Annotated in this window: 10 protein-coding genes and 1 pseudogene; 9 read left to right on the top strand and 2 right to left on the bottom strand. The window is 73.4% G+C overall.

Translation table 11 applies throughout. The features are described 5' to 3' along the window. The first annotated feature begins 8 nt into the window (after positions 1–8). The 9 genes and pseudogenes from AQI94_RS19675 (at position 9) to AQI94_RS19710 (ending at position 9,106) form a co-directional block, all read left to right on the top strand. Positions 9–950 (top strand): Zn-ribbon domain-containing OB-fold protein, encoded by a 942-nt coding sequence (locus AQI94_RS19675; RefSeq protein WP_031043967.1) that lies wholly within the window; start codon positions 9–11, stop codon positions 948–950. After that, entirely contained in the window at positions 947–1,990 is a 1,044-nt protein-coding gene (locus tag AQI94_RS19680; RefSeq protein ID WP_031043970.1) for a thiolase domain-containing protein, read from the top strand. The genes AQI94_RS19675 and AQI94_RS19680 overlap by 4 nt, the downstream gene beginning before the upstream one ends. Further along, a complete protein-coding gene (locus AQI94_RS19685; RefSeq protein ID WP_031043972.1) occupies positions 1,987–3,153 on the top strand; it encodes a thiolase domain-containing protein in 1,167 nt (388 codons plus the stop codon). Before AQI94_RS19680 ends, AQI94_RS19685 begins: the two co-directional genes overlap by 4 nt. Positions 3,154–3,248: 95 nt before the next feature. After that, a complete protein-coding gene (locus AQI94_RS19690) occupies positions 3,249–3,491 on the top strand; it encodes a DUF397 domain-containing protein (protein ID WP_028807758.1) in 243 nt (80 codons plus the stop codon). A 152-nt stretch (positions 3,492–3,643) separates the two neighbouring features. Beyond that, entirely contained in the window at positions 3,644–4,564 is a 921-nt protein-coding gene (locus tag AQI94_RS19695; protein ID WP_062229848.1) for a universal stress protein, read from the top strand. Continuing rightward, positions 4,554–4,781, top strand: a pseudogene (locus AQI94_RS42905) (universal stress protein); the annotation flags it as partial. The gene AQI94_RS19695 and the pseudogene AQI94_RS42905, both read left to right, overlap by 11 nt. Positions 4,782–4,890: 109 nt before the next feature. Further along, complete coding sequence (locus tag AQI94_RS19700) at positions 4,891–5,529, top strand: CGNR zinc finger domain-containing protein (RefSeq protein ID WP_037945554.1); 639 nt, start codon at positions 4,891–4,893, stop codon at positions 5,527–5,529. A 122-nt stretch (positions 5,530–5,651) separates the two neighbouring features. After that, the gene (locus tag AQI94_RS19705; protein ID WP_404817920.1) at positions 5,652–8,531 is read left to right on the top strand and encodes a helix-turn-helix transcriptional regulator; all 2,880 of its coding nucleotides are present in this window, start codon (positions 5,652–5,654) and stop codon (positions 8,529–8,531) included. A 77-nt stretch (positions 8,532–8,608) separates the two neighbouring features. Continuing rightward, positions 8,609–9,106 (top strand): hypothetical protein, encoded by a 498-nt coding sequence (locus AQI94_RS19710; protein ID WP_031045328.1) that lies wholly within the window; start codon positions 8,609–8,611, stop codon positions 9,104–9,106. Between the two features lie 76 nt (positions 9,107–9,182). On the opposite strand, the gene AQI94_RS19715 is transcribed toward AQI94_RS19710, so the two are convergent. Together AQI94_RS19715 and AQI94_RS19720 are read right to left on the bottom strand one after the other, a co-directional pair. After that, positions 9,183–11,138 carry an N-acetylmuramoyl-L-alanine amidase gene (locus tag AQI94_RS19715; RefSeq protein WP_031045326.1) on the bottom strand — a complete coding sequence of 652 codons (1,956 nt, stop codon included), beginning with the start codon at positions 11,136–11,138 and terminating at the stop codon, positions 9,183–9,185. A gap of 284 nt (positions 11,139–11,422) precedes the next feature. Further along, the gene (locus AQI94_RS19720; protein WP_031045325.1) at positions 11,423–12,559 is read right to left on the bottom strand and encodes an aminoglycoside phosphotransferase family protein; all 1,137 of its coding nucleotides are present in this window, start codon (positions 12,557–12,559) and stop codon (positions 11,423–11,425) included. Positions 12,560–12,770: the final 211 nt, after the last annotated feature.

The raw sequence follows: 12,770 nt of genomic DNA on the forward strand, positions 1-12,770 counted from the left end.
GAGCCCCCGTGCCCGAAGTCCTCAAAGCCCCCCTGGCCGTCGAATTCCCCTTCACCCGCTCCCTCAGCCCCGTCCAGAGCGCTTTCCTGACCGGACTGCGGGAACGCGTGATCCTCGGGGTCAGGACCCGCGACGGCCGCACCCTGGTCCCGCCAGTCGAGTACGACCCGGTCACCGCCGAGGAGATCGGCGAGCTCGTCCACGTCGGTGTCACCGGCACCGTGACCACCTGGGCCTGGAACCACGCGCCCCGCCGTGGCCAGCCGCTGGACACGCCCTTCGCCTGGGTCCTGGTGAAGCTCGACCACGCCGACACCGCCCTGCTGCACGCCCTCGACGCTCCCGGTCCCGACGCCGTCCGCACCGGCATGCGCGTCCGCGTCCGGTGGGCCGAGGAACGCACCGGCGCCATCACGGACATCGCCTGCTTCGAGCCGTACGACGGGCGGGACTCCGAAGTCACCGTCAACGCGGGCGAGTTCGAGGACCCGGTGCACGGGATCGTTGCCCAGGCCCGTCTCGACTACACCTACTCGCCGGGCCGCGCCCAGACCGCCTACATCAACGCCCTCGCCGAACGCCGGGCCGTCGGCGAGCGCTGCCCGTCCTGCCGCAAGGTGTACGTGCCGCCGAGGGGTGCCTGCCCCACCTGCGGTGTCGCCACGGCGGAACAGGTGGAGGTGGGCCCGAGCGGCACGGTCACGACCTTCTGCATCGTCAACATCAAGGCGAAGAACCTCGACATCGAAGTGCCGTACGTCTACGCCCACATCGCCCTGGACGGGGCCGACCTCGCGCTGCACGGCCGGATCGGCGGCATCCCGTACGACCAGGTGCGCATGGGCCTCAGGGTCGAGCCGGTGTGGACCGAGGGCGGCGGTTACCCGGACCACTACCGGCCCACCGGCGAACCCGACGCGGAGTACGACACCTACAAGGAGCTGCTGTGACCCGTGACATCGCGGTCGTCGCCTTCGCCCAGTGCGACACCCGGCGCTCCACCGAGGAACTGTCCGAGGTGGAGATGCTCATGCCGGTCCTGCACGACGTCCTCGCGCAGACCGGCCTGAAGACCGCCGACATCGGCTTCACCTGCTCCGGTTCCTGCGACTACCTCGCGGGGCGGGCCTTCTCCTTCACCCTCGCCCTCGACGGCGTGGGCGCCTGGCCGCCCATCTCCGAGTCGCACGTCGAGACGGACGGGGCGTGGGCGCTGTACGAGGCGTGGACCAAGCTGCTGTCCGGGGACGCCGACACCGCTCTGGTGTACTCCTACGGCAAGTCCTCGCCCGGCTCCCTCCGGGACGTCCTCACCCGGCAGCTCGACCCGTACTACGTCGCCCCGCTGTGGCCCGACTCCGTCGCGCTGGCCGCCCTCCAGGCCCAGGCGCTCATCGACGCGGGCGACACCGACGAGCGCGAGCTGGCGGCGATCGGCGCCCGCAGCCGCGCCACCGACAACCCGCGCGCACAGCTCAAAGGCCCCGTACCGCAAGGGGATTACCTGGTACGACCGCTGCGCACCGGGGACTGCCCGCCCATCGGTGACGGGGCCGCCGCCGTCGTCCTGGCGGCGGGGGAGCGGGCCAGGGAACTGTGCGAGCGCCCCGCCTGGATCCGCGGCATCGACCACCGCATCGAGGCGCACTCGCTCGGTGTCCGCGACCTGACCGACTCGCCCTCCACCCGGCTGGCCGCCGAGCGGGCCGGAGCCTTCGAACGGCCCGTCGACACCGCCGAGCTGCACGCGCCGTTCACCTCGCAGGAGGTCGTCCTGCGCAAGGCCCTGCGGCTCGACGACGCCACGCGGATCAACCCGTCCGGCGGGGCCCTCGCCGCCAACCCGATGATGGCCGCCGGGCTCGCCCGCATCGGCGAGGCCGCCGCCCGCATCCACCGGGGCGAGTCCGACCGCGCCCTCGCCCACGCCACCTCCGGGCCCTGTCTCCAGCAGAACCTGGTCGCCGTACTCGAAGGGGATCCCCGATGAGCAAGGAGCCCGTGGCCGTCGTAGGCATCGGCCAGACCAAGCACGTCGCGGCGCGCCGGGACGTGTCGATCGCCGGGCTCGTCCGCGAGGCGGCCGTACGGGCGCTTGAGGACGCCGAGTTGGCCTGGGCCGACATCGACGCCGTGGTGATCGGCAAGGCGCCCGACTTCTTCGAGGGCGTCATGATGCCGGAGCTGTACCTGGCCGACGCGCTCGGCGCGGTGGGCAAGCCGATGCTGCGGGTGCACACGGCGGGCAGCGTCGGCGGCTCCACGGCACTGGTCGCCGCGAACCTGGTGGCGGCCCGGGTGCACGCCACCGTCCTCACCCTCGCCTTCGAGAAGCAGTCCGAGTCCAACGCCATGTGGGGGCTGTCCCTGCCCATCCCCTTCCAGCAGCCCCTGCTGGCCGGGGCCGGCGGTTTCTTCGCCCCGCACGTGCGCGCCTACATGCGGCGCACCGGTGCGCCCGACACGGTCGGCTCCCTGGTGGCGTACAAGGACCGTCGCAACGCGCTCAAGAACCCGTACGCGCATCTGCACGAGCACGACATCACCCTGGAGAAGGTCCAGGCCTCGCCCATGCTCTGGGACCCGATCCGCTACTCGGAGACCTGCCCCTCCTCCGACGGCGCCTGCGCCATGGTGCTCACCGACCGGGCCGGAGCCGCGCGGGCGCCCCGGCCGCCGGCCTGGATGCTGGGCGGCGCCATGCGCAGCGAACCCACGCTCTTCGCGGGCAAGGACGCCGTGTCGCCGCAGGCCGGCAAGGACTGCGCGGCCGACGTGTACCGGCAGGCGGGGATCGCCGACCCGCGCCGGGACATCGACGCCGTCGAGATGTACGTGCCGTTCTCCTGGTACGAGCCCATGTGGCTGGAGAACCTCGGCTTCGCCGACGAGGGCGAGGGCTGGAAGCTCACCGAGGCCGGGGTCACCGAGCTGGACGGGGACCTCCCCGTCAACATGTCGGGCGGCGTGCTGTCCACCAATCCGATCGGCGCCTCCGGCATGATCCGCTTCGCCGAGGCCGCCCTCCAGGCCCGCGGACAGGCCGGGGAACACCAGGTCGACGGCGCCCGCAAGGTGCTCGGGCACGCCTACGGCGGCGGCTCCCAGTTCTTCTCCATGTGGCTCGTGGGGTCTGAGCCCCCTGATGGGTGAACCGACTCCCGAAAGGTCCCTCTCACGTGGCCTGTCGGCGGTCGGAGTCGATCGCTAGGCTGGCCGCGGACGAAGCAATCGGGAGGAGCACGGACGTGGCCGAGACCACCATCCAGCAGCAGCCGCTCATGGGCTGGGAGAAGCCGGAGCTGGACCTGAGCAACGCCGACTGGCACTCGAGCAGCCGCGGTCGGGGGGATGTCCAGATCGCCTTCGTCGAGGGGTTCATCGCGATGCGCAACAGCGGCCGCCCGGAGAGCCCTTCCTTGATCTTTACCCCCGCGGAGTGGGGCGCGTTCGTGTCAGGGGCGCGGGAAGGAGAGTTCGACCTCACCTGAGGGTGAGAACAGAGAGGGCGTAACCGACGGGCCGATCCGGCGGTGTTCCTTCCGTTTTTCCGGACACGCGACCTTGAGCACCTTCCCTGGGCCGACGCCTGAGCGAGGCTGACCCCCAGGAAGGGGAGGTCGTTTCCGGAAGTGAGGAACACATGAGCACCCTGCCGGTGATCGCCGCGGTGGACGGTTCGGACGACAGCCTGCGCGCCCTGGACCTGGCGCTCGACGAGGCCCGTCGCCGGGAGGCGCCGCTGCGGGTGGTGCACGTACGGCAGTACGCCGCCTGGGCCCGGCCCGACGTCTTTCTCGCCGGTGCCGCCGACGCGGACGACGATCCCGTCCTCGACCGGGTACGGACCTACCTGGAGGACCGGCCCGACCGGCCGCGGACGGAGTACCGCGGCGTCGAGGGCGCACCCGGTGCCGTGCTGCCCGAACTGGGCTCCACGGCCCAGCTCCTGGTGCTCGGCTCCCGGGGCCGCGGCGGCTTCGCCAGTCTGCTGCTCGGCTCCAACGGCATGGCCGCCGCCCGTGACGCCGAGTGCCCCGTGATCGTGGTGCCCCGCCCCGGGCGCGAGGTCGAAGGCGAGGCGCCTGCCGGCCCAGGCCCGCGCGTGGTCGTCGGCCTGCACGTCGACAGCCCCGACGACGCCACCCTCGACTTCGCCTTCACCGAGGCCGCCCTGCGCGGCGCCCGCCTCCAGGTGGTCGCCGCCTACCAGTGGCCCCTGCGCAGCTGGGCGGTACCGGCCGAGCTGGTCCCGACGATGATCGACCAGGACGCCGTGGCGAACGAGACCCGCGCCCTCGCCGAGGGCTTCCTCGCCCCGCACGCCACCCGCCACCCCGGGGTCGTCGCCGAGCCGTACGTCCCCGCGGGCGGCGCGGCCGGCCACCTGGTCGCCGCCTCCCAGGGCGCCGACCTGGTCGTCGTCGGCCGGCATCGCCGCCGCCTGACGGCGCCGGCCCGCATCCTGGGGTCCGTCACCCAGGCCGTCCTGCTGCACGCGGCGAGTCCGGTGGCGGTGGTTCCGCCGGGGGCGGTGGAGCCGCAGGACTTGCCGGAGGAGTGAGGTCGACCGGGAGTCGGGCCGGTGGCGGGGGCGGCTGTATGTGGTCGCGGCCTCCCAGGGCGCCGATCTGGTCGTCGTCGGCCGGCATCGCCGCCGCCTGACGGTGCCGGCCCGCATCCTGGGGTCCGTCACCCAGGCCGTCCTGCTGCACGCGGCGAGTCCGGTGGCGGTGGTTCCGCCGGGGGCGGTGGAGCCGCAGGACTTGCCGGAGGAGTGAGGTCGACCGGGAGTCGGGCCGGTGGCGGGGGAGTCGCAGGAGCTGCCGGAGGCGTGAGGGCCCGCGGGGGGCCCGGCCGGTGGCTGTGGTGGCGCCTACCATCAGCCGTATGCAGGACACGACCACCAGCGACAGCCGGCTCGCCCTGGACCTGGCCCTCACCGTCCGGCACGACGGACACGGCGGTGTCGCCGACGACCTGAGCGACCTCGCCGGTCTCACCGCCTGGGTCCGGGAGCACGCCGAGACCTTGCCGGACGCCTCGGAGCTCGTCCTCGACGAGGCGACCCTGGCCGCGGTACGTGACCTGCGGGCCGCCGTCCGCGCCCTGTTCGCCCGCGCCGTACGCCCCGGCGCGCCCAGCCCCGCCGACGCGGCACACCTCCTGCCGGTGCCCGAGGCCGTCGCCCGGCTCAACGCGGCCGCCGCCCGCACCCCGACCGTCCCCGTGCTGCACTGGGCCGACGACACCGAACCCGTCGTACACCGGCAGCCGTCGGCGCGGGAGGCCGACCTCACGGCCGTCCTCGCGCAGGCCGCGATCGCGTTCCTCTCCGGAGCCGACCGGCGACGGCTGCGGGCCTGCCCCGCCCCGCGCTGCGTGCGCTACTTCCTGAAGGACCACCCCCGGCAGGAGTGGTGCAAGCCCTCCTGCGGCAACCGCGCCCGGGTGGCACGCCATCATGAGCGTCACCGGCACGGAGCAGACCGTGACGCCGAAGGCCGCGCCCACCCCGCGGCGGGCTGACTCCCTCGTGGGCCGACAAGGGCCCGCCCGGCACCCCCGAGGCGTACGCTGAGGTGCCTGTAGGTCACGGTGTGCGCCCGCTCCCCGCGCGGGTGTGCCGCCGTGACGGGGGGTGCGCCATGATGCAGCGCGGTGTTCGCAGCAGAAAGACTCTCCTGGAGCGGGAGAGCGAACTCGCCACCGTCGACGAGGCGTTGGGCGAGCTCACCGGGCTGCGCCCGGACGGTGCCGAACCGCACGGGCGCCCCCGCGGAGCGCTGCTCGCCGTCGCCGGCCGCCCTGGCATCGGCAAGACCACCCTGCTCACCGAGGTCCGCCGCCGCGCCGCCGCCCGGGGCTGCACCGTACTGGCCGCCCGCGGCGGCGACCAGGAGCAGCGCGTCGCCTTCCACGTCGCCCGGCAACTCCTCCAGCCGCAGTTCGCCGGCGCGGGCGAAGCCGATCTCCGTGCCCAACTGGGCAGTTGGTACGACATCGTCGGCCCCGCGCTCGGCCTGTGCGCCCCGACCGACGGAGCACCGCCCGACCCGCAGGGCCTGCGCGACGGACTCGACTGGGTCCTCACCCATCTCGCCGTCCTGCGCGCCCCGATGGTGCTGGTCCTCGACGACGCCCACTGGGCCGACCCCGAGTCCCTGGGCTGGCTGTCCGCGTTCGCACCCCGGGCCGAGGAACTCCCCGTGCTGGTCGTCGTCGCCTACCGGCCCGACGAACTCCCCGAGCACGCCGAGTCGTTCAGGGCCCTGCCCGGCCGGGCCGGCGGACGTCCGCTCGACCTGGAACCGCTCAGCGCCGTCGCCGTCGCCCGCCTCGTACGGGAGACGCTGGGCGCGCACGCCGACGACGCGTTCTGCCGGGAGTGCTGGGCCGTCACCGCGGGCAACCCCTTCGAGACGGTCGAACTGACCGCCAAGGTGCACGACCGCGGGGTCGCCCCCACCGAGGGCGCCGCCCACCTGCTCCGCGACCTCGCCGCCGCGGTCAAGGGCAGCGGCCTGGTCGCCCGCCTCGAACGCCTCGGCGCCTCGACCGTCCGCTTCGCCTGGGCCTGCGCGGTCCTCGGCACCGAGATCCATCCCCAGCTCGCCGCGGCCGTCGCCGGACTCGGCCACGAGGAGGCCGCCGACGCCGCCGACGACCTGCGCGGCGCCCGCATCCTCACCGGCGTCGAATCCCTGGAGTTCGTCCACCCGCTCATCGCCACCGCCGTGTACCGGGCCATCCCGGCCGGCTTCCGCGTCGCGCTGCACGGCCAGGCCGCCTGGTGCGTCGTGGACGACGGGCGGGGCCCCGCCGCCGCGGCCCGCCACCTCCTGGAGACCCATCCCGACGGCGACCCCTGGGTCGTGCAGCAACTGCGCGCCGCCGCGGCCGAGACCCTGCGCTCCGGCGCCCCCGACGCGGCCCGCAGCTACCTCGCCCGCGCCCTGCGCGAACCCCCGCCCTTCGAGGACCGCGCCGCCGTCCTGTACGAACTGGGCAGCGCCTCCCTGCTCACCGAACCGGCCACCACGGTCAACCACCTGCGCGCCGCCCTCGAAGAGCCCATCGCCGAACCCGACCTGCGCCACCACGTCGTCTACCGGCTCTCCCAGGTCCTCGCCCACAGCGACCGCCTCGCCGAGGCCTCCGACACCCTGGCCCGCGAGATCGAGGTCACCGGCGACGCCCGCGTCAAGCTGCGCATGGTCGCCGAACAGTTCATGTGGGACGCCTTCCGCGCCGACGAACCCGAACACCCCTCCCGCTCCCGCCGCATGGCCCGGCTCGCCGACCGGCTCACCGGCCGCGACCTGACCGAGCGGTACATCATCGGCCTGCGTGCCTGGGACGCCGTCCTGCGCGGCGAACCCGCCCCGGTCGCCCTCCACCACGCCGAGCGCGCGCTGGCCGGCGGCCTCGGCTGGGCCGAGCCCGACCGCGGCTTCGAGGTCCCCGTCCTGGTCGCCCTCGCCTTCACCTACGCCGACCGGCCCGGTCGCACCGAGGAGCTCTTCTCCGCCGGGATCGCCGACTTCGAACGCCAGGGCTGGCGCGGCGCCCACCTCTCCTTCGCCTACACCCTCCTCGCCTACGTCCGCTTCCGTCGCGGCCGCCTCGCCGACGCCGAGGACTTCGTGCGCGCCGGGCTGCGGCTGGCCGAGCGCGTCGGTCCGGGCACCCCGGCCCACTGGTACGCCCTGGGCATCCTGATCGAGGTCCTGCTGGCGCGCGGCCGGGTCGAGGAGGCCGCGCAGATCGCCGAGGACTACTCCTTCGGCGCTCCCTATCCGGCCGCGGTGGTCTTCCCCGACGCCCAGACCGTGCGCGGCGAGCTGCTGCTGGCCCGCGGCCTGACCAGGGACGCGGCCGCCGAACTGACCGCCGCCGGCCGCCGCCTGGAACCGCGCGGTGTGCGCAACCCCGCGTGGTGCCCCTGGCAGCTGCACCTGGCCCGCGCCGAGAGCCACGACACCCCGGAGCGGGCGGTCGCCACGGCCCTCGAAGCGGTGCGACGGGCCCGGCAGTTCGGGGCCCCGTCCGCCGTGGGCCAGGCACTGCGACTGGCCGCCGAGGTCTCGGCGGGATCGGCCCGGGTGAAGCTCCTGGAGGAGTCGGTCACCCATCTGGAACGCTCTCCGGCCGCGTACGAGCTCGCCTGCGCGCTGGTGGCGCTGGGCACGGAACTCCGTCGCGCCGGCCGCGCCCGGGAGGCGGCGGAGAACCTCTACCGTGGCCTCGACACCGCCGTCCAGTGCGGCGCCGACGGCCTGATCGAGACCGCCCGCGACGAGCTGATCGCTGCGGGCCTGCGCCCACGCCGTCTGCACAGCACCGAGACGGACACGCTCACCGCACGCGAACGCACGGCGGCGGACCTGGCGGCGCGGGGGTGCACGGACGCGGAGATCGCGAAGGAACTGAACGCCGACGACCAGACGGTGACCCGCCTGCTGTCGGCCGTCTGCCGCAAGCTGGGAACGGACAGCACCGGCCTGCGAACGGTGAGTGATCCGCCGTAGGGACGCGGGGAACCGCCCGGCCGGCCCGCACGCACCTGCACCCGCACGACCACGTGATGGCCCATTACCATGGGCGCATGTCGTTCCTCCGCCGCCGCAGCGCAACCCCCGCCGGTCCAGACTTCGACGTGCTGGCCATGGACCCGGGCGACTGGCCCGGCAACCTCGGCGCGGGGCTCCTGCCCGCCCCCGACGGCACCTGCCAGGGCGTCTTCCTGCGCTACGACCTCTTCGGCGGCCGCGGCCCCGCGATGATCATCGGCAACCTCCCCGAGGGCTCGCCGGCCCGCGAGGTCCCCGAGGGCCAGGTCCCCTTCGAGGTGGCCCAGCTGCTGCTCGCGCTGGAGAACGACGAGGAGGTCACCGTCACCGACACCGAGGACGTGCCGGTGATGCAGGGCGACAACCTCCTGATCGTGCGCCGTCTCAAGCTCTCCGAGAGCCGGATCTCCTGTGTCCAGTTCGACCGCAGCGACAACGTTCTGGTGACCATCGCCGCCTGGGACCGCCCGATCACGGACGACCTGTACGCCCTCCTCAAGCCCCTGCCCGCGGAGCTCTTCCAGCAGGGCTGACCCTCACCGGCAGCTTTGCACCGCACCCGGAAGGCCATGTCCCAAGACTCATGGCCTTCCGAGCCGCCCGCGTCCGTCAGCGCCGAACGGACGGCTTCACATCGACGTCGGCCGCCCGCACGAACGCCACCCGGTGGCCGTACTGGATCTCGTAGTACCGGTCCTTTCCGACCACGACCTTGTGCGAGTCCGTCGTGAAGGTGACCGCGTAGTAGTACTCACCGGGCACCCGGTCACCGATCACGTACGTCTGGCCCTCCGGCACCTTGTACGGCAGGGGCGACACCGCCTGCGCGGGAACGCCCGCCGGATAGGCGGAGGCCTCGGGGTAGGCGCGGCCGTACACCGGGACGCTGCCGAGGCCCTTCTTCGGTGTCACCACGAGGCCGGCCGCGTTCACCGCGGTCGGGCTGCTCGCGGGGTTCCTGAACCAGGCCTTCTGGCCCAGGTACCAGATCGCCGTCCAGTCGCCGTCCCGGCCGGCGACCGCGTACTGCTGGCCGGTGGAGACCCGTGAGGACAGGTCGTTGACGTCGATCGTCGGCGCCCTGCCGCCCAGACCGATGTCCGTGACGAGGGCGGAGCTCTCGTCGGGCGCCGAGTAGAGCCGCACCTCGCTCGAACCGTGGGACGCGCAGGGCTGGCCCTTGGTGACACAGCCCGTGTACTGCGGCCGGTTGGTGGCGTAGTCGGGCCGGATCGTCACCAGGCCGCCGTGCTGGGGGGCGGTGGTCCTGAACGGGTGGCCCAGCAGCTCGAAGTAGTGCCGCCAGTCCCAGTACGGGCCGGGGTCGGTGTGCATGCCCGCGACGGTCGAGGTCGTCGGTCCCGGCACGTTTTCGTGGCCGAGGATGTGCTGCCGGTCCAGCGGGATGCCGTACTTCACGGAGAGGTACTTCACCAGCCGCGCCGAGGACCGGTACATCGCCTCCGTGTACCAGGCGTCCGGATTCGCCAGGAAGCCCTCGTGCTCCAGACCGATCGACTTGGCGTTGATGTACCAGTTGCCCGCGTGCCAGGCCACGTCCTTCGCCTTCACATGCTGGGCGATGTGACCGTCGGTCGAGCGCAGGGTGTAGTTCCACGACACATAGGTGGGGTCCTGCACCAGGTTGAGGACCCCCTCCCAGGAGCCCTCCGTGTCATGGATGACGATGTACTTGATGCTCTGCGAGGCCGGCCGGTCGCCCAGGTCGTGGTTGCCGTAGTCGTTGTCCCCGAACTCCTCGTACGGCGCCGGGATCCACTCGCAGGACACCGTCCGCGGGCACTCGGTGTCACCCGCGTCCGGCTTCCTCAGACCCGCCCGGGCCAGCTGCGCGGTGTCCGGGGCGAGCTTCGGCCGGCCCGCCAGGGCGATCCGCTGGCCGGCGTCGGTGGTCCGTTCCCCGCCGGTGCGCAGCACGTCGAAGACATCGTTCGCGTACGCCGCCGCGGTGGCGCTGTCGTCCGCGCCGGAGAAGCGGGCCACCGCGCCGTACCACTCCGCGGGGTCCTGGCTCAGCGGCTCACCCAGGTCCCGCTGGGCGGCGGCCAGCAGCGCGGCGCCGCCGGCGACGTTCGCCGCGGGGTCGGTGCGCAGGTCCTGCTTGCTCAGGCCGGTCAGCTCGGCGGCCTTCGGAAGGGTTTCCAGGCGGGCGGGCAGGTCGGCGGGTACCGGGATCCTCGCGTCGGGCAGCAGAGCGGCGCGGGCGCTGTCGCCGCGCGCGTCCTCCGTGCCCTCACTGTGGTGCGGCGCCGAGGCGAGCGCGGTCCGGGCGTCGGTCAGGTGCATCGGGCCGTAGCCCCCGGTCACGCTCGGCGCGCCGGCGTGCGTGTCCCAGCGGGACTGGAGATACGAGACGCTCAGCAGGACACTCTGCGGCACGTGGTACTCGGCGGCCGCCGTGGCGAAGGCCCGCTGGAGACCGGCGGAGGCGTCTTCGGCCGAGGACGGGGCCGCGCCGAGCAGGGGCAGCAGCAGGGCGGTGCCGGCCAGCGTGCCGACCACCCGCCGGGTGGCTCTGTTGGGGTCGGTGGCGGATCCTCGCAATGCAGCCTCCAGGGACGATCGAGCGCGATGAGCCGAGCGTGGCCGGACGTGCGTCAGTGCTACCGGCTTGTCGACGATCCGTCAATCATGCCCACAGGCAGGAGAATTCCCATGTCAATGAGGGGGCGCGGGAGTTTCGTGGCGCGAGCCCGCGGGCCTGCGGAGCGTCAGTGGCGTACACCAATGACCGGCGCCCCGAAGGCCCCCACGACGCCACGGCCTGATGACATACGAAGGTCCGCGGCACGCCGCTCCACAGGGCGCGCCGCGGACCTCCGTCCCCTTCAGCGAGTACCGACCGCCGCGCGTACGGCCCGGCGGGCCAGCTGGCAGTCGTCGTGCAGCCGCCTCAGCAGCAGCCGCTGTTCCTCGCCGGACGGCGCAGCACCAGGGTGGGCCGCGCCCGGTGCCGCCGGGGTCGAGTCGTGCATCGAACGCTGCACGGCCGTCTCGTAGGTACGGATCTCACGGGTCAGCACCAGCATCAGGTTCACCAGGAAGGCGTCCCGTGAGGCCGGGCCCGCCGACTGCGCGATCTGGCTGATCTGACGGCGCGCCACCGGGGCGTCACCGAGGACCGCCCACAGCGTCGCCAGGTCGTAGCCCGGCAGGTACCAGCCCGCGTGCTCCCAGTCCACCAGCACTGGACCGGCCGGTGAGAGGAGGATGTTCGAGAGCAGTGCGTCGCCGTGGCAGAACTGGCCCATGCCCTGCCGGCCCGCCGAGTGCGCGATGCCGTGCAGCAGCTTCTGGAGGTCGCCCAGGTCCCGGTCGGTCAGCAGCCCCAGCTCGTGGTAGCGGGAGATGCGGGCCGCGTAGTCGAGCGGGGCGTCGAAGGTGCCCGCCGGTGGCCGCCAGGCGTTGAGCCGGCAGACCGCGCCGAGCGCCGCCCTGATGTCCGCGCGGGGCGGGGCCTCCGCGGGATGCCGGTGCAGCGCCGCCACCCGCCCGGGCATCCGCTCGATGACCAGGGTGCAGTTGTCCGGGTCCGCCGCGATCAGCCGCGGCACGCGCACCGGAGGCCGGTGCCGGACGAACGAACGGTAGGCGGCTATTTCGTGCCGGATCCGCTCGGCCCATACCGGGGAGTGGTCGAGTAAACACTTGGCGACGGCCGTGCTGCGTCCCGTCGTACCGACCAGGAGCACGGAGCGTCCGCTGCGGCGCAGCACCTGCACCGGGGCGAACTCCGGGCAGATCCGGTGCACCGACGCGATCGCCGTGCGCAGCTGGGCGCCCTGGGGGCCGGACAAGTCGAGTCTCCCGCTGAGCGGTTGGGTGCCGAGCCCCGGAACGCGCCGTGCCCTGCCCGCACCCGGTACGGGGGCCGTCGGCCGCGCGGGGTCGAGGTAGGGGCCACCGCCCGGGCGGAGATGCGGCGACCGGGGCGGGGCGGACACGGAGGACGATGCTGCGTACATGGGCGAGACAGATCCCTTCGTGTGCCTGCTGTGCCTGGAGAAGCAGTGCGCCGCCCGACCCGGATCACCGGGTGCACCCTGGGGAATGTCCCTGTGCGGTCCGGGTCGGGGTGGCGCGTTCCTACCTCACCGCATATGCCACGTGGCACACCATCTGGCGAACCCTGGCGAACCCTGGCGAATAGTCCCGGAGCAACTGACGCGGGGCTAC

This window comes from Streptomyces pseudovenezuelae (genome assembly GCF_001513955.1).
In the GTDB taxonomy this organism is placed as follows: domain Bacteria; phylum Actinomycetota; class Actinomycetes; order Streptomycetales; family Streptomycetaceae; genus Streptomyces; species Streptomyces pseudovenezuelae.

Bases quoted from the DNA above. Each gene is read 5' to 3' on its own strand.
- AQI94_RS19685 (WP_031043972.1), top strand. From the start codon at position 1,987: ATGAGCAAGGAGCCCGTGGCCGTCGTAGGCATCGGCCAGACCAAGCAC.
- AQI94_RS19695 (WP_062229848.1), top strand. From the start codon at position 3,644: ATGAGCACCCTGCCGGTGATCGCCGCGGTGGACGGTTCGGACGACAGC.
- AQI94_RS19700 (WP_037945554.1), top strand. From the start codon at position 4,891: ATGCAGGACACGACCACCAGCGACAGCCGGCTCGCCCTGGACCTGGCC.
- AQI94_RS19705 (WP_404817920.1), top strand. From the start codon at position 5,652: ATGCAGCGCGGTGTTCGCAGCAGAAAGACTCTCCTGGAGCGGGAGAGC.
- AQI94_RS19710 (WP_031045328.1), top strand. From the start codon at position 8,609: ATGTCGTTCCTCCGCCGCCGCAGCGCAACCCCCGCCGGTCCAGACTTC.
- AQI94_RS19720 (WP_031045325.1), bottom strand. From the start codon at position 12,559: ATGTACGCAGCATCGTCCTCCGTGTCCGCCCCGCCCCGGTCGCCGCAT.